Raw genomic sequence first — 19,692 nt, forward strand, 5'->3', positions numbered from 1 at the left:
CCCCGCCCCTGCCCGGTCAGTCGAGTGCCGCGACCATCCGCCGGACGCCCTCCGTGATCAGCTCGGGCGACGTGGCCAGGTTCAGCCGGACGTGGCCCGCGCCGCCGGTCCCGAACGGGATCCCGGAGTTCAGTGCGACCCGGCCGCGGTGCAGAAAGACGTCCGCCGGGTCCTCGTCGAGGCCGAGGGCGCGGCAGTCGAGCCAGGCCAGGTAGGTGGCCTCACCAGGGCGGTAGGTGATCGCCGGGAGGTGCTCGGCCAGGAGGTCCGCGAGCAGGCGCCGGTTGTCGTCGAGGCCCGCCAGCAGGGCGTCGAGCCAGCCGGTGCCGTCGCGCAGGGCGGCGGTGTGGGCGATGACGCCGAGGTGGCTCGGCCCATGGCTGACCTCTTCGGGCAGTCGGGCCAGGTCGGCGGCGGCAGCGGGCCCGGCGACGGCCAGGGCCGCCTTGAGTCCGGCCAGGTTCCAGGCCTTCGACGCGGACATCAGCGACAGCCCGCTCCCGCCGCCCGGGACGCTCAGGTACGGCACGAAGTCGACACCGTCGGCGGTGAGGGGTGCGTGGATCTCGTCGGCGACGACGCGCACGCCGTGACGGTCGGCGAGGGCGGCCACGGCCGACAGTTCCTCCGCGGTGTGCACGGTGCCGGTCGGGTTGTGGGGGCTGCACAGCAGGAAGGCGGCTCGCCTGCCGCCCGCGACCGCCCGCCGGAAGGTGTCGTCCAGCGTGTCGAGGTCGATGCGCAGGTCCGCACCCAGCGGAGCCTCCACCACCTGCCGGTCCATGTGCTCGACGAACTGGTGGAACGGCGGATACACGGGTGAGTTCACCACGACCGGATCGCCCGGACCGGTGACCAGCTTGAGCATCTCCACCACGCCGAGCATCACGTCGGGCACGATCGCCGTCCGCTCCACGGCGAGCCCGCCCCAGCCCCACCGCTTGTCCGCGAAAGTGGCGAGCGCCTCCGCGTACCCGGCGCCCGCCGGGTAGCCGGTGTCGCCGAGGGCGAGGGCGTCGGTGACCGCGCGGACGATCGGTTCGGCAAGCGGTACGTCCATCTCGGCCACCCACAGCGGCAGCACGTCGTCGGGGTAGGTGCGCCACTTCATGCTCGTACGACATCGGAGGCGGTCCAGGGTCAGGGCGCGAAAAGGATTTGGTTCTCCGGACGTCTCGTGCGGGATCCTGGTCATGGGGCACAAGATAGGGGGCTGTGCGGTGGCCGGGAACGGCGAGAACGCGGCCTGGGCGGTGCCGGGCCGCGGTTTTCTCGAAGTGGCCTGCGACGAGTCGGGGTCGGACGGTGAGAATCTCACCGGCGGGAACACCGATGTGTTCGCGCACGCCAGTGTGCGGCTGCCCGTGGAGTCGGCCGCCACACATGTGCAGGAGGTCAGGGACCGGATTCGTTCGCCCGCGTCGGAGTACAAGGCGAACCATCTGCTGCGGGAGAAACACCGGGCGGTGCTGGAATGGCTGCTCGCGCCCGCCGGTCCGATCCATGGGAACGCCCAGGTGCATCTGATCGAGAAGGCGTACTTCGTCGTGGACCGGGCCGTCGACCTGCTGCTCGGCGACGCCGCCGACGCGCTCGGCCTGTACCGGGCGGGGCGACGGGAATTCGGCGACGAGCTCTGGCGGGAATTCCTGACGGCGGCCAACCAGTTGCTGCGGGTCAGGAACGACGGTGCGCCCCAGGAGCCCGTCGACGCGTTCTTCCGCACGGTGCAGGTGCTGCGGCGCGCGGATTGCCGTACGGAAGTGGCCGAAACACTGGACCGACTCGCGATGTCCCGTTCACGCGCCGATTCCTATCGGACGCGACTGGTGGACGGACCGACCCTCATTCCCGTCCTCAATCCCTTGCTGCCCGCCATCGTGAATACGGCCGCGTTCTGGAGTGCCGGTGGACGGTCCGTGCGGCTCGTCCACGACCGGCAGAACATGCTGACGCCGGAACGCATCGCCTGGATCGAGGAGACGGCCCGGCGGGCCGGTATCGGCTTCGGTGGGCTGCGGCTGGTGCACTCGGTGCTCGATCCGCGGGTGCAACTCGCCGACTTCCTCGCGGGAATCGCCCGCAGGATCGCCTCCGACGAGCTGAACGGACAGGGCGATCCGGCACTCACCGCACTGCTGCGTCCGTACGTGGATCCGGCGTCGATATGGGGCGACGAGCGCAGCTGGGCAGTGCTCGAGCGGACCCGCGCACAAGAACGATCACCTGTGCGGTGAACACGGGCGGCCCGGGCCACGTATGGAGTGAGGGTGCTCAACCACGGGAGGGCCCCGCGGCGTTGACGCCGCGCTGTACTGGTTCGGGAGCCATGCATGAGGCACGCACGACGACGTCTCGTCCGGCGAGTGACACGGCTGGCGGCGGTCGGCGGACTCCTCCTCGGAGGAACGATGGTCACACGCGCCGTGGCGAGCGAACCACCGGACGCCTCCGCCGTCCCCCGCACGTACGCGGCTTCGGCCGCCGACACCGGCAGCGGTCTCGTCTCGCGCCTTGGCACGTCCCGTACGGCGGGCAGCTGGCTCGGTGCCGACGGGAAGCCGGTCGTCGCGGTCACCGACGAGGAGGCGGCCGCCGAGGTGCGCAAGGCCGGCGCCGAGGCGAAGATGGTCGACCACAGCATGGACGAGCTGAAGTCGGCGACGTCCACGCTGCGTTCGGCGCCGCGCGTGGCCGGCACGGCGTGGGTCATGGACTACCAGTCCAATGAGGTGGTCGTACGGGGCGACAGCACCGTCTCCGCCGCCGACTGGTCCCGGATGACTCAGGTCGCGGGCGACATCGGGGGCTTCGTGCGCATGGAGCGCACCGAGGGCACGTTCACGACACGGCTCAACGGCGCGCTGCCGCTGCTGTCGACCGCCGGGCGCTGTTCGGCGGGCTTCAACGTCACCGACGGACAGCGCGACTTCATCCTCACCGCCGGGCACTGCGGGCCGAACGGTTCGGTGTGGTTCGCCGACAACCGGGGCGACCAGCAGATCGGCCAGACGGTCCAGCAGAACTTCCCCGGCGGTGACTTCTCCCTCGTGGAGTACGCGAACGGGGACGCGGGCGCCGGCGCCGACGTCGTGTCCATCGGCGACGGCAAGGGGGTGCGGATCACCGGCGCCGCGGATCCCGCCGTCGGGCAGCGGGTGTTCCGCAGCGGCAGTACGAGCGGGCTGCGTGACGGCGAGGTGACGGCGGTCAACGCCACAGTCAACTACCCCGAGGGGACGGTCACCGGGCTCATCGAGACGAACGTGTGCGCCGAACCCGGGGACAGTGGTGGTCCGATGTTCTCCGAGGGGGTCGCGCTGGGGGTGACCTCGGGCGGCAGCGGCGACTGCAACGCGGGCGGTACGACGTTCTTCCAGCCGGTGACGAAGGCGCTGGAGGCGCTGGACGTCAAGCTGATCGTGACGGCGCAGAACGGTTCGGGTCAGGGTGCCTCACCGGCGCCGTCGGCGACGCAGAGCGCGGTCGCGCCCGGGGACGCGTCGCCCGGCTCGTCGGTCTCGGTGAGCGGCGCCTCGACGCTGCTGTCCCGCCTCGCGGACCCGAAGAACGTCGGTCCCGGTCTGCTGGTGGTCGCGGGCAGCCTGGTCGCGCTGGCGGCGACCCGGTTCATCCGGGCGGAACAGGACCGCAAGGCGTACCGGCGGTACTACTCGGCGACGTGGGGCTGAGGCCGGCCGCATGAGAAAGGCACCCCTGGTCCCAGGGGTGCCCGGTGAGGTGGCGCGACGGATGGTGAGGTGCGCCGAGGAGGGTGTTCGGGGCTGGGCCGAGGCGAGTGCTCAGGCCGCCTTCGCCGACTGGGGGGCCGCTGCGGCCCACTCCAGGACCAGGCGCTGGTACTCCTCGCGCTGCTCGACGCTCAGTGTCCCGCCCGACCGGCGCCACAGCGCCCGGATCTCCTCGTTGACCTCGTCAGCCGATCGCTCGGAGGCGAATTCAACAGTGGTGGACATGCTGTGAAGCATAAGGCTCCAGGGGTGAAGGCGCTGTGAGCAAGGTCGCACAATACGGGCATATCGAACCGTGTTGCTGATCACGTCCATCTGCCAACACCCCTCGCCGAGTTCAGGCGTCCACCGCCCCCAGCACCAGCACCTGGATCGCCAGAACGGCGGCTCCGCGTGCCCAGTCGTGAAAGTCGGACACCTTGGTCTCCAGGTCGATCGGCGCCGCGAGCGGGTGCCGGTGGGCGCGGATGGTCTCCGCCACGGTCTTGCCGGCGACCTCCATGAGCCCCACTCCCTCTCCGGCGAGCAGGATCTTCTGCGGCAGCACGAAATTGCCGATCTGGGCGACCAGGGTGCCGAGCGCACGGGCCGCCTCCTCGATCACCCGGGCGGGCATCGGCTCACCGGCCGCGGCGAGCCGCAGGATCTCCTCGTACGTCCCGTCCCGGCCGGTGGCGGCCTGTACCTGGTAGCGGATGTTGGGGATGGTCAGCAGTGAGACGGCGCTGCCTCGCGCGCCGTCCGGGGTGAGCGGTCCGTTGGGGTTCACGATCCAGTGCCGCCCGAAACCGCGGTCCTCCTCTGCGTACGGCACCCGCTTGCCGCCCAGGACCAGGCCGTAGCCGATGCCGGCGCCGATGGTGAGCACGACGAAGCGGTCGAGGCCGCGGCCGGCGCCGAACCAGGTCTCGGCCTCGACGAGGGCGGCCACGTCGTTCTCCACGACGACCGGCAGCCCCGTGCGCTCCTCGACCAGCTCGGCGAGCGGGACGTCGCTCCAGTGCAGGAACGGGGACTCCCCGACCACGGCTCGGTCCTCCACGAGACCGCCCACGCCGATGCCGATGCCGGCGAGCCGAGGGTGGTCACCGGCGAGTTCGTCGGCCATCTCCCCCAGCAGGTCCACGACTTCGGCGGGGTCGTGGGTGGTGAGGGGCCGGTCGTGGCGGGCGACGATCTCGCTCCTGAGCGTGGTCACGACGCCGTAGACCATGTCGTCGGTGATCTTGAACCCGAGGAAGGAGAGGGACTCGGCGACGACGTCCAGCGGCTGGGACGGGCGGCCCTGGCGCACCTCCGCCGGGGCGCCCGCCTCGGGGACCTCGACGAGGAGGCCCGACTCGATCAGCGGCTTGGTCAGCCGGGTGAGGCTGCCCGCGGACAGGTTGAGCCGTCCGGCGAGTTCGGTGCGCGACAGGGGGCCGCCGAGGAGCACCTCGATCGCGACGGAGCGTTCACCGGGGCTGAGCGGAAGCCAGCTGGCGGCTACTGGGGTCATGGTCGTCAGGCTCCCACACGATTCTTTCCCGCAGGATTTCTTTCTCTGCAAAATCAACCAGGCCAGCGTAAGGCAGTGAGACGGGCCTGGAGAAGATGTTGACGCGCCTCTTGACGGTTGGATTCTTCCGCCACAAAAGTAAGTGGCCGAGGACGAGCCGCAGACGAGGGAGTCTCCCGATGACCATCGCCTCCAGCAGCCCTCCGTCGCGTCTGCCGTTGGGCGACGCCACGGGGACAGGGACGAAGCAGAGGACCAGGCGGGCGGCGGCCCGCGAGAACCAGGGCGACGGGCGGCTCGCCGCGGTGTTCATCGCGCCGGCGCTGCTGGGCTTCGCCGTCTTCCTTCTGTGGCCGACGCTGCGGGGCATCTATCTGAGCTTCACCCGCTTCAACCTGCTCACTCCGGCGGAGTGGGTGGGGCTGGACAACTACGTGCGGATGGTCAACGACCCGATCTTCTGGGACTCGCTGACGGTCACCGTCGAGTACGTGGTCATCAACATCGGGGTGCAGACGGTCTCGGCGCTCGCCATCGCCGTGCTGCTGCAGCGGCTGACGCAGTCGGCGGTGCTGCGCGGGATCGTGCTCACGCCGTATCTGATGTCGAACGTCGTCGCCGGTCTGGTCTGGCTGTGGATCCTCGACACGCAGCTCGGCATCGGCAACGAGATCGTCACCGCCCTCGGCTTCGACCGCATTCCCTTCCTCGCGGACGAGACCTGGGCGATCCCCACCATCGCCCTGATCAACGTCTGGCGGCACGTCGGCTACACCGCGCTGCTCCTGTTCGCCGGGCTCCAGGCGATCCCGAACGACGTGTACGAGGCGGCCAGGGTGGACGGCGCGAGCGAGTGGCGGATGTTCTGGCGGATCACGATGCCGCTGCTGCGGCCGGTCCTGGCGGTCGTTCTGATCATGACGGTGATCGGTTCGTTCCAGGTGTTCGACACGGTCGCCGTGACGACCGCGGGCGGTCCGGCTAACGCGACCAACGTGCTCCAGTACTACATCTACGGCTCCGCCTTCGGCCGCTTCCAGTTCGGCTACGCCTCGGCGATGTCCGTCGCCCTGCTGGTCGTGCTGAGCGCGATCACCGTCCTGCAGTACCGGCTCACCCGGGCCGGCCAGACCGACCTCGGCTGACGGAAGGGAGACACCGACATGACTGCCGTGACGACAACGACGACCGGGATACGACCGGTCAAGCGCAGGATCTCCCCGGGCCGGGCCGTGGCCTGGACCGCGATGGGCCTGATCGTGCTCATCACCCTGCTGCCGTTCTACTGGATCCTGCGCACCGCGCTCTCCACCAACGCCGGCCTGAACGCCGACCCGGCCAACCCACTGCCGGTCGACCTCAGCACCAGCGGCTTCGAGCGGGCCCTCGGGCTGCAGTCCGCCGAGGAGGCGGTCGCCCAGGGCGGCGCAGGCGGCGGGCTGGACTTCTGGCGCTATCTGCTCAACTCGGTGATCGTCTCGACCCTGATCACCGCTTGCCAGATCTTCTTCTCGGCGATGGCCGCGTACGCCTTCGCACGGCTTCGCTGGCGCGGCCGGGACAAGGTGTTCGGTCTGTTCCTGGCCGGGCTGATGGTGCCGACCATCTTCACGCTGCTGCCGAACTTCGTGCTCATCAAGCAACTCCACCTGGTGGACACCTTGTTGGGCATCGCGCTGCCGAGCCTGTTCATGACCCCGTTCGCGGTGTTCTTCCTGCGGCAGTTCTTCATGAACATCCCCCATGAGATCGAGGAGGCGGCGCTGCTCGACGGCGCCGGGAAGGTCAAGATCTTCTTCCGGGTGATCCTTCCGATGGCGTCCACGCCGGTCATCACGCTGTCCGTGCTGACGTACATCACCTCCTGGAACGACTACTTCTGGCCGCTGATGGTCTCCTACAGCGACAGCTCGCGCGTGCTGACCGTGGCACTGGCGATCTTCCGGGCGCAGACTCCGGCGACCGGCGTCGACTGGTCCGGGCTCACGGCGGCGACGCTGATCGCCGCGCTGCCGATGCTCGTGCTCTTCGCCTGCTTCGCCCGCCGCATCGTCAGCTCCATCGGCTTCACCGGGATCAAGTGAGGGACCTGAAGATGCGACTTCGTACGCTGACCGCACTGGCCGGAGCGCTCACGCTGTCCCTGGCGACCGGCTGCGCGCAGGGCGACTCCACCGGGGCGTCCGCGAACACCGTGACGTACTGGCTGTGGGACGCCAACCAGCTGCCCGCCTACCAGGCCTGCGCGAAGGGGTTCGAGAAGGAGAATCCCCGACTGCGCGTGAAGATCACCCAGTTGGGCTGGAGCGACTACTGGACCAAGCTCACCGCAGGGTTCATCGCGGGCACCCAGCCGGACGTGTTCACCGACCACATCCAGAAGTTCGGCCAGTTCGCCGACCTGAACGTGCTGGAACCACTGGACGACCTGAACATCGACGAGTCCGCCTACCAGCCGGGGCTGGCCGCCAACTGGATCGGCCAGGACGGCCACCGGTACGGCACCCCGAAGGACTGGGACACCGTCGCGCTCTTCTACAACGACAAGATGGCGAAGGCCGCCGGGCTCACCGCGGACCAGCTGGGCAACCTGTCCTGGAACCCCGAGGACGGCGGCACCTTCGAGAAGGCCATCGCCCGTCTCACCGTCGACAAGAACGGCAAGCGGGGCGACGAGCCGGGGTTCGACAAGAACAACGTCAAGGTGTACGGGCTGGGCTCCAACGGCGGCGGCTACGGCGACGGCCAGACGCAGTGGAGCATGTTCGCCGCCTCCGCCGGGTGGAGTTACACGGAGAAGGCGCGCTGGGGTACGCGGTACCAGTACGACAGCAAGACCTTCCAGTCCGTGATCAAGTGGTACTTCGGGCTCGCGAAGAAGGGCTACCTGGCCCCGTTCTCCGACTACAACGTCCAGTCCAACCAGGCCAACACCCAGGTCGCCGCGGGCACGGCCGCCGCCGCGTTCGACGGTGCCTGGATGATCTCCACCTACGCGGGCTTCAAGGGCAGGGACGTCAAGAGCGCCCCCACACCCGTCGGCCCGACCGGCAAGCGCGCCACCATGATGAACGGCCTCGCCGACTCCATCACCAAGGCCTCCAAGAACAAGGAGGGCGCTCGCAAGTGGGTGGCCTACCTGGCCTCCGACGAGTGCCAGAGCGTCGTCGGCAAGGCCGGGGTCGTCTTCCCCGCCACACCGGCCGGCACCGAGGCCGCCATCGCCGCCTACAAGGAGAAGGGCATCGACGTCTCGGCCTTCACCGAACCGGTGGCCGACAAGAAGGACTTCCGGACCTTCTCCTACCCGATCACCAACTACGCGGCGGACGTCACGGCGCTCATGCAGCCCGCGATGGAGGACATCTACGGCAACGGCAAACCCGTGACCGGCCTCGACCAGACCAACAGCCAGATCAATCTGATTCTCGACCAGTGAAGGGCACCCTCCACATGACGTTCTCCCTCGGCATCGTCGGCGCCGGCCAGTTCTCGGGCCAGTTCGCGAAACTGTTCCTGGCCCATCCCGGCGTCACCGACGTCTACGTCACCGACCTCCTCCCCGAACGAGCCGAGCAACTCGCCGCCGCCGAAGGCCTGACCGGCACCTTCCCCTCGTACCAGGCCATGCTGGAGTCGGAGGCCGTCGACGCGGTCGCCATCTTCACCCAGCGCTGGACGCACGGCCCGCTCGTGCTCCAGGGCCTGAATGCCGGAAAGCACGTCTACTCCGCCGTCCCCATGGCGATCACCACGGAGGAGATCGCGGCGATCATCGACGCGGTCAAGGCGACCGGCCTGACGTACATGATGGGCGAGACCAGCCAGTACAACCCGGCGACGGTGCACGCCCGCAACCAGATCGCCGAGGGCGCCTTCGGACGGCTCTTCTACGCCGAGGGCGACTACGTCCACGACATGGACCTGGGGTTCTACGAGGCGTACCAGTACAGCGGCGGCGAGAACTGGAAGGCGACCGCCAGCTATCCCCCGCTGCTGTACCCGACGCACGCGGTGGGCGGCGTGCTGGGGGCGTGGCAGACGCACGCCGTCAGCGTCTCGGCGATCGGAGTCGTGGACGACCGGGGCGACGGTGTCTTCGACAAGGACGTCAGCCAGTTCGGCAACGACGTGTCCAACGCGACCGCGCTGTTCGCGGTCGCGGGCGGCGGCTCGTTCCGGACGAACGAGTTCCGGCGGGTCGGCTACCCCTCTCACATACGGGAGTCGCGTTTCCGGTTCTTCGGCACCGAGGCCAGCATGGAGCAGCTCGCCACGGTGGCCCTGTGGCAGGACAAGAAGGGCGTGAAGGACATCAGCGAGCTGCTGGAGCCCAAGCCCACACTGTCTCCTGATGACCCGTCACTTCAGCACATCGCGCCGGATCTGCGGGCCGCCTTCACCTCGGGTTCAGCACCGGTGCACGACCGCTCCCGCCTGCCGAGGGAGTTCGACAACCTGCACAACGGCCACGAGGGCAGCCACCACTTCCTGGTCGACGACTTCGTGACCGCCGTCAACACGCGCACCCTGCCGTCCGTGAACGCGTGGGTGGCCGCCCGCTACACCCTGCCGGGCATCGTCGCGCACGAGTCCGCACGGCAGGGCGGGGTCAGGCTGGAGATCCCGGACTTCGGGGACGCCCCCGAGGCGTGACGTTTCTCCGCGAGCCGGGTGCCTGCGCCGCGTCAGGTGCCCGGCTTGCGGCCGTACACGAAGACGTCGTCGCCGTTCTTCAGCAGCGACCAGTACTTCTTCGCGTCGGTCTTGGTCATGTTGACGCAGCCGTGCGAGCCCGGCGGGTTCCACATGCTGACGCCGACCGAGTGGAAGGCCTGGCCGCCGTCGAAGAACTGGGCGTAGGGCATGGGCACGTTGTAGATGCTCGACACGTGGTCGATATTGCGCCAGTAGATCTTCTTCAGGCCCGTGCGCGTCTCGTAGCCGTTGCGGCCCGTGCGGACGGGTACGGGGCCGTAGACCAGCTTGTCCCCGTCCTGGATCCAGCTCAGCTGGAGCGTGAGGTTCACACAGGCGATGCGGCCCTTGTTGACGGGGCACTTGCCGTCCTTGTTGGGCTTGTTGCCGACGGCCTTCTGCTTGTTCATGAGATCCATCACGCCCCAGGTGACGGGACCCGCGTAGCCGGCGTTCGGGCTGATGCCATGCTTGGTCTGGAAGGCCTGGATGGCCTTGCAGTCGGCGGCGGACTGCTTGCCGTCGACCGGCCGGCCGAGGAACTTCTCGACCTGCTTCTGGTACGGGCCGGTCTGGGTCGTACAGCTCGGCGCCGCCTGCGCCGGTGCGGCGGCGATTGTGAGCGCGAGCGGTGCGACGAGTCCGCCGGTGATGCCGAGTGCGACGGCGCGCCGTCTGCGTATGTCCCCCATGGCCGGGCCTTCCCCTTGCGTGGTCCTGTGAACTTCTGCCTGGTAGACCAGCGTGCGGGGATGTCGGTTGTGGCCTTGGCCGGGCTGTGACCAAACGGTGAAATTTGGCCAGGCCGGAGGTCTCGGAAGGGGGCGTGGGTCACGCGGCGCGCCGCGCGCCTCAGATGTCGTCCGAGTGCCGGAGCGCCACCTGGAATCCGGTGTTGACCGCGGTGAGGCCGCCGTCGACGGTGAGGGTGGTGCCGGTGATCCAGGCCGCGTCGCGGGACGCCAGGAAGGCGACCGCGGCGGCGATGTCCTCGGGTTCGCCGACCCGGCCCAGGGGGTACAGCCCCCGGACCGCGTCGAGGTCCGCGTCCCGCCCCTCCCAGGCGGAGGTGCGCACCGTGCCCGGCACCACCAGGTTGACGCGGACTCCTCGGGCGGCCGCGTGGCCGGCGAGGGTCCGGGTGAGGGAGCCGAGGCCGGCCTTGGCGACGCTGTAGGCGTGGTTGCCGAAGTCCTGGAGGCCGTTGACGGAGCCGATGCTGACGATGGCCCCGCGGCCGGTGGCGGCCAGGTGCGGGAGCGCGGCGCGGCAGCAGCGGTAGGGGCCGGTCAGGGTGATGTCGAGGTCGCGGGCCCATCCCTCGTCCGGGAAGTCCTCGAAGAGCGGAGGGTCGGGGGTGCAGGAGGCGGCGCTGTTGACCAGGACGTCGAGCGAGCCGAAGGCCTCCACGGCGTGCGCGACGGCCGCCTCGACGGAGTCACGGTCAGCGACGTCGCAGGCCAGCGCCTCCACCGTGAGCCCCAGGTCCCTCAGGGCCGACGCGGTCTTCTCGGCCTCGGGCCCGTCCCGGTCGGTCACGAGGACGCGCGCGCCCTCCTCGGCGAACCGGCGAGCGGTGGCCGCGCCGATGCCGCGGGCCGCTCCGGTGACCAGGACTCCGTACCCTGCGAAGCGCGTTGTGTCCGTCATGGACCGCACCGTAGTGCCGGGACGATCATCCGGGCAGGTAGCGTGCGTCCATGTCCGTGTTCATTCAGCAACTCCCCGCGCTCATCGGTGTCGTGATCGGTGCGCTCGGTTCGTATGTGGTGGTCGTGCGGGGCGACCAGGCGAGGTTCCGGCGGGAGCAGGCGGCGCGTTGGGAGGAGCGGCGGCTGGCGGTGTACGCCGACTACGCACAGTCGGTGAAGAAGACGGTCACGGTGACGTACCGGGTCGCTGCCAAGCTCGGCAACGACCCGCACCCGGATCCCCTCACCCTCGAAGAGGCCAAACCGCTGTTGGCCGACGCGACCACCCGCCGGGATCCCTCCGGTGAAGCACTGATCATGCTCGGCAGCCCCGAAGTCGTGGACAAGGCACGGGCTTGGGTCGTGACGGCGATGGAGATGGAGCACTTCGTGCGCGCGAGCAGGCAGGATGCGGAAGCCTGGCAGGCTCTGCTGGAGCGGCAGCGCGCCGGACGCGAGGGCTACTACACGGCAGTGCGGGACGACCTCGGCCTCCCGCCCGGCCACTCGGCGCGCTGGTCGCTCCCCGCAGCCGACCCGGTCCCGCCTCAGCGGTAACCCGTCGTGTCCGCCGGCTTCCCCGCGTCCTGGACCTCGACGAGGTACCGCCAGGCGTCGGGGCGGCTGCCGTCGAGGTCCGTGAAGCCGTAGACCTGCGCGAGCTGCCCGCCGGAGAGGGACTCGCCGTTCCAGCGGGCCACGTCGGGATCGGCGGCGAGGGCGGCGACGGCGCGTCCCACATAGCGGGGGGTCTCGGAGATGGCGAAGTGCGGGACGCGTTCGAGGGCGTCGCGCCAGTTGTCCTCCCGTACGCCGAAGGCCTCCAGCATCATCTCCGAGCGCAGCCACCCCGGGGTCAGCGCGACGGCGGTGGCGCCGCGCGGTCCGAGTTCATGGCCGAGGGAGAAGGCCATGCGCAGGACGGACGCCTTGGCGAGGTCGTAGAAGAAGGAGGTCCGGTAGTTGTCGCGGTTGTACTCCGCGGTGCCGTCGGTCATCTCGACCACCAGTCCGCCGGGGTGGCGCAGGAGCAGCGGCAGGGCGTGGTGGCTGGTGATCGCGTGCGTCTCGACGGCCAGCCGGAGCAGGCGGAGGCCCTTGTCGAGGTCGTGCTCCCAGACGGGGCTGTCCCAGGCGAACAGCTTCTCGCCGCCCCAGATGTCGTTGACGAGGACGTCGAGGCGGCCCTGCTCCTCCGCCATGCGGTCCACCAGGACGCGGACCTGCGCCGGGTCGAGATGGTCGGTGGGTACGGCGATGCCCTGGCCTCCCGCCTCGGTGACCAGGTCGGCGGTGTCCTCGATCGTCTCGGGGCGGTCGTACTCCGAGCGCCGGCCGCGTGTGCTGCGTCCCGTCACGTAGACGGTGGCCCCGGCGGCCCCGAGCTCCACGGCGATACCGCGTCCGGCTCCCCGTGTCGCCCCGGCGACCAGTGCGACCTTGTCCTTCAGCGGCTGTGACATGTCCGGCCTCCCGACCCTGTACGAGCGATGTCGCTATCGAGGGTGCCGGGTAAGCCGGACATCTTCTGTCGTCTTTTACGGGCGGGTGTGGCCTTTCCCGGGAGGGTCACCCGGCCGGGCGCAGTCGCGCGTCGAGTGCGTCGCAGGTCGGCACCGATCATCGGTTCTCCGCCCCCGACGATGGGTTCCCGGTCTCAGTGGCCGCGGTCGATCCACTCCTGCAGGTGCGGCGTCTCCGTGCCGATGGTGGTCGCGTCGCCGTGGCCGGTGAGGACCTTGGTCTCGGGCGGGAGGGTGAGCAGGCGGGTGCGGATCGAGTCGATGATCGTCGGGAAGTGGGAGTAGGAACGGCCGGTGGCGCCGGGGCCGCCCTGGAAGAGGGTGTCGCCGGTGAAGACGACGCCCAGGCCAGGGTCGTGCAGGCACACCGCGCCCGGCGCGTGGCCGGGGGTGTGCAGGACGGTCAGGTCGGCACCGGCGGCCTCGATGATCTGCCCGTCCACGAGATGGGCGTCGGGGTCGCGGTCCGGATGGGTCTGCTTCCACAGCGACAGGTCGTCGGGGTGGAGCCAGATCGTGGCGCCGGTGCGGTCGGCCAGGGCGGGTGCGGCGTCGATGTGGTCATTGTGGGCGTGGGTGCACACGATCGCGGTGAGGCGGCGGTCGCCCACGGCCTCGGCGATGGCGTCGGCGTCATGGGCGGCGTCGATGACGATCACCTCGTCGTCGTCGCCGACGATCCACACGTTGTTGTCGACGTCCCAGGTGCCGCCGTCCAGCGTGAACTGGCCGGAAGTGACCAGGCGTTCGATGCGCGCGGCCCCGCTCACAGCGTCACCACCGAGCGCAGGACGTCGCCGCCGTGCATCCGCTCGAACGCCTTCTCCACCTCGTCGAGTTGGATGGTCTCGGTCACGAACGCCGCCAGGTCCAGACGGCCCTGCAGGTGCAGGTCGATCAGCATCGGGAAGTCGCGCGAGGGCAGGCAGTCCCCGTACCAGGAGGACTTCAGCGACCCGCCCCGGCCGAAGACGTCCAGCAGGGGCAGTTCCAGCTTCATCTCCGGCGTCGGCACACCGACCAGGACGACAGTGCCGGCGAGGTCGCGGGCGTAGAAGGCCTGCTTGTACGTCTCCGGGCGGCCGACCGCCTCGATGACGACGTCCGCGCCGAAGCCGCCGGTCAGCTCGCGGATCTCCTTCACCGGATCCGTCTGCTGGGAGTTGACGGTGTGCGTGGCGCCCATCGCGCGGGCCGTCTCCAGCTTGCGGTCGTCGATGTCGACGGCGATGATCCTCGCCGCCCCGGCCAGGCGCGACCCGGCGATCGCCGCGTCCCCGACACCGCCGCAGCCGATCACCGCCACGCTGTCACCACGGCCCACCTGACCCGTGTTGATCGCCGCGCCGATCCCGGCCATCACACCGCAGCCCAGCAGACCCGCGACCTGCGGTGCCACCGACGCGTCCACCTTGGTGCACTGCCCGGCCGCCACCAGCGTCTTCTCCGCGAACGCACCGATACCCAGCGCCGGAGACAGCTCCTGCCCGGACGAGGCAAGGGTCATCTTCTGCTTGGCGTTGTGGGTGTCGAAGCAGTACCAGGGCCGCCCCCGCAGACACGCACGACACTGACCGCACACCGCACGCCAGTTGATGATCACGAAGTCCCCGGGCTCGACGTCGGTGACCCCTTCACCGACGGCCTCCACCACACCGGCCGCCTCATGCCCGAGCAGGAAGGGAAAGTCGTCGCTGATGCCGCCCTGCTTGTAGTGCAGGTCGGTATGGCACACACCGCACGCCTGCACCTTCACCACGGCCTCGCCCGGCCCCGGATCGGGCACCACGATCGTCTCCACCCGCACCGGCTCGTCCTTGCCCGGTGCGATCACACCGCGAACTTCCTGCGCCATGGTGCTTCACCCTTCCCTCGGCAGCCCTTGGTCCACTCCCGACCCTAGATGTGACTGATCAGTAAAGGCACGGGACAGAGCCCTTCACATCACCATCCGGCCACCACACCTGGATACCCCCGGGGGTACCTCTGCTATCTTTGACATATACCCCTGGGGGTAATTCTTCCGGCGGGTTTCACGTGGAGACGGGGAAGACGAGGAGAGAGGAGCACTGCCGTGTATTTCGTCGACACCATCGACGTGCCGGGGCTCGGGAACCGCAGCTATCTGGCGGGCGGTGCGCACAGCGCCGTGGTCGTCGATCCGCCCAGGGACATCGACCGGGTGATCGCGGCCGCCGCCCGGCGGGGGGTGCGCATCACACATGTCGCCGAGACCCACGTCCACAACGACTACGTGACCGGCGGCCTGGAACTGGCCCGGATCACCGGTGCCGCCTACCTCGTGCCGGCCGCGGCACGGGTGGGGTACGAGCGGGTGGCGGTCGCCGACGGGGACCGTACGGAGATCACGGACGGCCTGGGGCTGCGTGCCCTGGCCACTCCGGGGCACACCCCGCACCACACCTCGTACGTCCTGGAGGAGTCCGGGCGCGCGGTGGCCGTCTTCACCGGCGGTTCGCTGCTGATCGGCACGGTCGGGCGGCCCGACCTCGTGGAGCCGCGGCTGACCGAGCCTCTGGCGCGGGCGCAGTACGACTCCGCGCACCGGCTGGCCGCCGAGCTGCCGGACGAGACGGCGGTCCTGCCGACGCACGGTTTCGGCAGCTTCTGCTCCGCCACGCAGGGGGCCGGCGGGTCGGCGACGACCATCGGGCGCGAGCGCGCCGTCAACGAGGCTCTGGTGAAGGACGTGGACGCGTTCGTCGCGGACCTGCTCGCCGGGCTGGACGACATCCCGGCGTACTACGCGCACATGGGCCCGGCGAACGCGGAGGGTCCGGCGCCGGTGGACCTGACCCCGCCGCGCCCGGCCGACGCCGGGGAGATCGCGGCGCGGCTGGCCGCCGGGGAGTGGGTGGTGGATCTGCGCAACCGGGTCGCCTTCGCCGAAGGCCATGTCGCCGGGTCGTTCAACTTCGAGGCCGAGGGGCAGCTCGCCACCTATCTGGCCTGGCTGCTGCCGTGGGGCAAGCCGGTCACGCTGCTCGCGGAGAGCCCGGCCCAACTGGCCGACGCCCAGCGGGAACTCGTCCGGGTCGGCATCGACCGGCCGGCCGCCGCCGCGACCGGCTCCCCCGCCGACTGGACCCCGCAGGGCGAGCGGCCGCGCTCCTTCCCGCGCGGCACCTTCGCCGACCTGGCCGCTGCCGAACGGGCCGCACGGGACGCCGTCGTGGTGTTGGACGTGCGGCGCGACTCCGAACGCGCCGCCGGTCACATCAGGGGCTCGGTGCACATTCCGCTGCACCGGCTGCGCGACCGTCTCGTGGAGATACCGGACGGCACCGTGTGGGTGCACTGCGCCGGCGGTATGCGCGCGGCCATCGCCGCCTCGCTGCTCGACGCGGCGGGACGTGACGTCGTCGCCGTCGACGACGGGTTCGCCGCGGCGCACGACGCCGGGCTCCCCATGGCGCGCATCACCGTGGCGGAGGCTCATGAGCGGGCGGGCGCGGACGCCGTTCTCGTGGACGTGCGCGAGCACGACGAGTGGGCCGCCGGACACGCTCCGGGCGCCGTACTCGCGCCGCTGTCGGCACTGTCGTCCGGGGAACTGCTCCCGCAGGCCGCACAGGGCCGGCCGGTCGTCGCGATCTGCCGCTCCGGGAAGCGCTCCCGGGAGGCCGCGGCCCTGCTCGCGGCGCGCGGCACCGATGTCGTGGACGTCGTCGGGGGCATGAGGGCCTGGGCCGAGGCAGGGCTTCCCTTGGTGGCGGAGCCGGGGGCGCGCGGTGGTGAGTGACGGCGTGAGGGGAGCACGGGAGATCCTGGGCGATACGCGGGAGTTCGCGGGACGAGCCCGGGAACTCACGAGCCCTGCCCGCCGGTCCGCGGCGCGAGCCCGGGAGCTGCAGACCGAAGCCGTGCCGCCCCATCCCCTCGGCCGCGCACGACCCCTGCCCCTGGATTACCACGCCATGTCCCCCCGCCCGGGTTCCCCACGGTGAGCGCCCTTGTCCTCGGTCTGCTCGCCGGTGCCGTCACCGGGCTCGCCCTCGGCGCGTTGGGAGGTGGCGGCAGTGTGCTCGCCGTGCCCGCGCTGATCTATCTGCTGGGCTTCACGCCGGCCGCGGCGGCGACCGCGAGTCTGGTCATCGTCGCCGTCACGTCCGTCACCGCGCTGGGCACGCATGCCCGCGAGGGCACCGTGCGCTGGCGCGCCGGGGCACTGTTCGCGGCGGCGGGCCTGGTGCCCGCGGCGGTCGGCGGGGCGGTGTCCGGGCGACTGCCTCCCGGGGTGCTCACCGGGGCGTTCGCGGTGATCGCCGCTGTCGCCGCGCTGCGCATGCTCCGGCCGTCGGCCGCCGTACGGAACGACGACGTGCCGGTGCGTCCCGTTCGGGTCGTTCAGGCCGGGGCGGGGCTCGGCGCGGTCACCGGAGTGCTCGGGGTGGGCGGCGGCTTCCTCGCCGTACCGGCGCTGGTGAACGTGGTGGGGCTGCGCATGCGGGCCGCCGTGGGCACGAGCCTGCTGGTCATCACCGTCAACTCGCTGGTCGCGCTGGCGGCTCGGGCCGGCTCGGGCGCGCCCGTGGACTGGACCGCCGTCGCACCCTTCACAGCGGCTGCGGTGCTCGGCGCCTGGGACGGCAAGCGTCTCGCCGCGAAGGTCTCCGGAGGCACGCTTCAGCGGGTCTTCGCGTACGTCCTGCTGGCGGTGGCCTTGTTCATGCTGGGCGACGCCGTCGCGTGAAACCTACGGCCGCGACGTCCACCGCCGTGAAATCGACGGCTGTGACACCCGCGGCCGTGACACCTACGCCAGCGACAGGAACAGCTTCTCCAGCCGGGCCTTCATCTGCTGCGTCGTCTCGCCGTCCCGCTCGCTCTTGTCGGCCTCGGTGAGGCACTGCTGCAGCCCGGTCGCGATGATCGCGAAGCCGGCCCGGTCCAGGGCCCGGGAGGCGGCGGCGAGCTGAGTGACGACGTCCTCGCAGTCGCGTCCCTCCTCGATCATCTTGATCACTCCGGAGATCTGCCCCTGCGCCCGGCGCAGACGGTTCAGCACCGACTTGAGGTCATCGCCCTCGAACTGCAGCTCCACGATCACTCCCTCTACATACCCTTGGGGGTATTTTACCCCCTCCCCCGAAAGGATCTCACTTCCCATGAACCCGCAGCTCAACCCCGACTCCCACGACCCCGCCCCCCTCGCACCCTCCTCCCTCAACCCCGACGAGGCCCGCACCCGGCTGCCCGGCCTGACCGTCATCGACGTGCGCACGCCGGGCGAGTACGCCGCCGGGCATCTCCCCGAGGCCCTCAACATCCCCTTGGACCAGCTCGACAGGGCCCTGCCCGCGCTCCGGCGGCTTTCCGGCGAGCTGCTGGTCGTCTGCGCCTCCGGCGCCCGCTCGGAGAACGCGTGCCGTGTGCTCGCCGGGCACGGCATACGGGCCATGACCCTGACGGGCGGCACCCAGGGCTGGGCCGGGCTCGGGCACGAACTGCACCGGCCGGCATCGGGCACGCGTGCCGCGTGGGCCATGGAGCGCCAGGTCCGCTTCACCGCGGGCACGATCGTCCTGGCCGGCCTCGCCCTCGGACTCCTGCACCCGGCCTGGCAGTTGCTCTCCGCGGGGGTCGCGGGCGGCCTGGTGTTCTCGGCCCTCACCAACACCTGCGGCATGGCCGCACTGTTGTCGAAGCTGCCGCACAACCGTCCGCGCCCCGCCGACCTGGAAGTGACCCTGGCCGCTCTGGCCGAGCGCGGGCGGCCCGCGGTCACCTGAGGAAGTCCCGGACGGCCCGGGCGAGACCGGCCTCGCCCAGGCCGTCCGTGTCGCCCAGGGCCAGCAGGCGGTGCGGTACGTGGACGAGCGTCTCGGCGACGTGCCGGGCGGACAGTCCGGGCTGCCCGGGCTCGACGAGCACCACGTCCGCATGGTCGGCGGCCAGGACAGCTGTGCGCAGGCCGACCTCGTCGAAGGGCCGGACGGTGGCCGTGTAGAGCACGGTCAGGTCGAGGCCGGCCGTGGCACGCAGGACGGGGTCCAGGGTGGCGCCCACCGCGGCGACGACTCCGTCGAGCCCTTCGCGGACGAGCTCGAAGCCCTCGGTCGCGCCGCGTGGTTCGGCGTTGGAGACGCCGGACACGTGCACGTACGCCCGGTCGCCGCGGCGCACGGCGCGCTCGATCGCGCGGCGCACCTCGGCGGGGTGGCCGGGGACGTGCACGGCCCAGCGGGGGTCGGTGGCGAACCTGGTCAGCTCGTCGGCCGTGCCGTAGCCGACGAGGACGGTGCCGGGCGCCGCGGGCGCGTGGGTGCGGGACCGGGGAAGGGCGTCGGCGGCGGCGAGCAGCATGTCGGAGTTCATGGGGGAACCTCCTGGGAGCGGATTCATCGCGGCGCGTCAGGAATTCGTCAAGAAAGCGTTCTGACGGTCCCTCACGTGCCCATTAATTGCCCGGAGTCACCCGTTCCACCACCATGCGATTGAATCTTTAACAGCCCTACAGGAATATGGCCGTCTCTTTGCCTGATCCGGGCGCACCGCTGGGTGAGCGC

The 19,692-nt window shown here is 70.5% G+C and carries 19 protein-coding genes and 2 pseudogenes; 11 read left to right on the forward strand and 10 right to left on the reverse strand.

Annotated features, from left to right (window positions below; translation table 11 throughout):
- Nucleotides 1-16: 16 nt before the first annotated feature.
- Nucleotides 17-1,195, reverse strand: a complete 1,179-nt coding sequence (locus ABD932_RS35320) for a MalY/PatB family protein (protein ID WP_345019276.1) — start codon at nucleotides 1,193-1,195, stop codon at nucleotides 17-19.
- On the opposite strand from ABD932_RS35320, the gene ABD932_RS35325 reads away from it, so the two are divergent.
- Complete coding sequence (locus ABD932_RS35325) at nucleotides 1,194-2,237, forward strand: hypothetical protein (protein ID WP_345019278.1); 1,044 nt, start codon at nucleotides 1,194-1,196, stop codon at nucleotides 2,235-2,237. The genes ABD932_RS35320 and ABD932_RS35325 overlap by 2 nt on opposite strands.
- A 96-nt stretch (nucleotides 2,238-2,333) precedes the next feature.
- Nucleotides 2,334-3,692, forward strand: a complete 1,359-nt coding sequence (locus tag ABD932_RS35330) for a S1 family peptidase (RefSeq protein WP_345019279.1) — start codon at nucleotides 2,334-2,336, stop codon at nucleotides 3,690-3,692.
- A gap of 111 nt (nucleotides 3,693-3,803) precedes the next feature.
- Here the strand turns inward: ABD932_RS35330 and ABD932_RS35335 are convergent, their stop codons facing one another.
- Together ABD932_RS35335 and ABD932_RS35340 are read right to left on the reverse strand one after the other, a co-directional pair.
- Nucleotides 3,804-3,989 (reverse strand): hypothetical protein, encoded by a 186-nt coding sequence (locus tag ABD932_RS35335; RefSeq protein WP_345019281.1) that lies wholly within the window; start codon nucleotides 3,987-3,989, stop codon nucleotides 3,804-3,806.
- A 100-nt stretch (nucleotides 3,990-4,089) separates the two neighbouring features.
- A complete protein-coding gene (locus ABD932_RS35340; RefSeq protein WP_345019282.1) occupies nucleotides 4,090-5,250 on the reverse strand; it encodes an ROK family protein in 1,161 nt (386 codons plus the stop codon).
- A 179-nt stretch (nucleotides 5,251-5,429) separates the two neighbouring features.
- On the opposite strand from ABD932_RS35340, the gene ABD932_RS35345 reads away from it, so the two are divergent.
- Genes ABD932_RS35345 through ABD932_RS35360 form a run of 4 tightly spaced genes read left to right on the forward strand, consistent with a single transcriptional unit; the run spans nucleotide 5,430 to nucleotide 9,906 of the window.
- On the forward strand, nucleotides 5,430-6,395 hold the full coding sequence (locus tag ABD932_RS35345) for a carbohydrate ABC transporter permease (protein WP_345019284.1): 966 nt from the start codon (nucleotides 5,430-5,432) through the stop codon (nucleotides 6,393-6,395).
- A gap of 18 nt (nucleotides 6,396-6,413) precedes the next feature.
- Nucleotides 6,414-7,334: a carbohydrate ABC transporter permease gene (locus ABD932_RS35350; protein WP_345019286.1), complete on the forward strand. Its 921-nt coding sequence runs from the start codon at nucleotides 6,414-6,416 to the stop codon at nucleotides 7,332-7,334.
- Nucleotides 7,335-7,345: 11 nt separating this feature from the next.
- A complete protein-coding gene (locus ABD932_RS35355) occupies nucleotides 7,346-8,689 on the forward strand; it encodes an ABC transporter substrate-binding protein (protein WP_345019288.1) in 1,344 nt (447 codons plus the stop codon).
- Between the two features lie 14 nt (nucleotides 8,690-8,703).
- Complete coding sequence (locus ABD932_RS35360; protein WP_345019820.1) at nucleotides 8,704-9,906, forward strand: Gfo/Idh/MocA family protein; 1,203 nt, start codon at nucleotides 8,704-8,706, stop codon at nucleotides 9,904-9,906.
- A gap of 32 nt (nucleotides 9,907-9,938) precedes the next feature.
- Here the strand turns inward: ABD932_RS35360 and ABD932_RS35365 are convergent, their stop codons facing one another.
- Complete coding sequence (locus ABD932_RS35365; protein WP_345019290.1) at nucleotides 9,939-10,640, reverse strand: L,D-transpeptidase family protein; 702 nt, start codon at nucleotides 10,638-10,640, stop codon at nucleotides 9,939-9,941.
- A 160-nt stretch (nucleotides 10,641-10,800) separates the two neighbouring features.
- Nucleotides 10,801-11,598, reverse strand: coding sequence for an SDR family NAD(P)-dependent oxidoreductase (locus ABD932_RS35370; RefSeq protein ID WP_345019292.1), 798 nt, complete (start codon nucleotides 11,596-11,598; stop codon nucleotides 10,801-10,803).
- Nucleotides 11,599-11,648: 50 nt separating this feature from the next.
- Between ABD932_RS35370 and ABD932_RS35375 the strand changes: the two genes are divergently transcribed.
- Nucleotides 11,649-12,197, forward strand: coding sequence for a hypothetical protein (locus ABD932_RS35375; RefSeq protein WP_345019294.1), 549 nt, complete (start codon nucleotides 11,649-11,651; stop codon nucleotides 12,195-12,197).
- On the opposite strand, the gene ABD932_RS35380 is transcribed toward ABD932_RS35375, so the two are convergent.
- The 3 genes from ABD932_RS35380 to ABD932_RS35390 all read right to left on the reverse strand — a co-directional run bounded on the left by ABD932_RS35380 (nucleotide 12,188) and on the right by ABD932_RS35390 (nucleotide 15,017).
- Nucleotides 12,188-13,102, reverse strand: coding sequence for an SDR family oxidoreductase (locus ABD932_RS35380; protein ID WP_345019296.1), 915 nt, complete (start codon nucleotides 13,100-13,102; stop codon nucleotides 12,188-12,190). The genes ABD932_RS35375 and ABD932_RS35380 overlap by 10 nt on opposite strands.
- 194 nt (nucleotides 13,103-13,296) lie before the next feature.
- The gene (locus tag ABD932_RS35385) at nucleotides 13,297-13,932 is read right to left on the reverse strand and encodes an MBL fold metallo-hydrolase (protein ID WP_345019298.1); all 636 of its coding nucleotides are present in this window, start codon (nucleotides 13,930-13,932) and stop codon (nucleotides 13,297-13,299) included.
- Complete coding sequence (locus tag ABD932_RS35390; RefSeq protein WP_345019300.1) at nucleotides 13,929-15,017, reverse strand: S-(hydroxymethyl)mycothiol dehydrogenase; 1,089 nt, start codon at nucleotides 15,015-15,017, stop codon at nucleotides 13,929-13,931. The genes ABD932_RS35385 and ABD932_RS35390 overlap by 4 nt, the downstream gene beginning before the upstream one ends.
- Before the next feature lie 219 nt (nucleotides 15,018-15,236).
- Between ABD932_RS35390 and ABD932_RS35395 the strand changes: the two are divergent.
- The 3 genes and pseudogenes from ABD932_RS35395 to ABD932_RS35405 form a co-directional block, all read left to right on the forward strand.
- A pseudogene (locus tag ABD932_RS35395) lies at nucleotides 15,237-16,593 on the forward strand (MBL fold metallo-hydrolase); the annotation flags it as partial.
- Nucleotides 16,594-16,619: 26 nt separating this feature from the next.
- Nucleotides 16,620-16,925 (forward strand): annotated as a pseudogene (locus tag ABD932_RS35400) (rhodanese-like domain-containing protein); the annotation flags it as partial.
- A gap of 201 nt (nucleotides 16,926-17,126) precedes the next feature.
- The gene (locus tag ABD932_RS35405; RefSeq protein WP_345019302.1) at nucleotides 17,127-17,876 is read left to right on the forward strand and encodes a sulfite exporter TauE/SafE family protein; all 750 of its coding nucleotides are present in this window, start codon (nucleotides 17,127-17,129) and stop codon (nucleotides 17,874-17,876) included.
- 63 nt (nucleotides 17,877-17,939) lie between these two features.
- On the opposite strand, the gene ABD932_RS35410 is transcribed toward ABD932_RS35405, so the two are convergent.
- Entirely contained in the window at nucleotides 17,940-18,227 is a 288-nt protein-coding gene (locus ABD932_RS35410) for a metal-sensitive transcriptional regulator (protein WP_345019304.1), read from the reverse strand.
- A 64-nt stretch (nucleotides 18,228-18,291) separates the two neighbouring features.
- Between ABD932_RS35410 and ABD932_RS35415 the strand changes: the two genes are divergently transcribed.
- Nucleotides 18,292-18,915 (forward strand): rhodanese-like domain-containing protein, encoded by a 624-nt coding sequence (locus ABD932_RS35415; protein WP_345019305.1) that lies wholly within the window; start codon nucleotides 18,292-18,294, stop codon nucleotides 18,913-18,915.
- Here ABD932_RS35415 and ABD932_RS35420 read toward each other — a convergent pair.
- The gene (locus ABD932_RS35420) at nucleotides 18,908-19,501 is read right to left on the reverse strand and encodes a transketolase (RefSeq protein ID WP_345019307.1); all 594 of its coding nucleotides are present in this window, start codon (nucleotides 19,499-19,501) and stop codon (nucleotides 18,908-18,910) included. The two genes, ABD932_RS35415 and ABD932_RS35420, sit on opposite strands and share 8 nt — an antisense overlap.
- Between the last annotated feature and the right edge of the window lie 191 nt (nucleotides 19,502-19,692).

The sequence above is a fragment of the Streptomyces shaanxiensis genome, assembly GCF_039537145.1.
In the GTDB taxonomy this organism is placed as follows: domain Bacteria; phylum Actinomycetota; class Actinomycetes; order Streptomycetales; family Streptomycetaceae; genus Streptomyces; species Streptomyces shaanxiensis.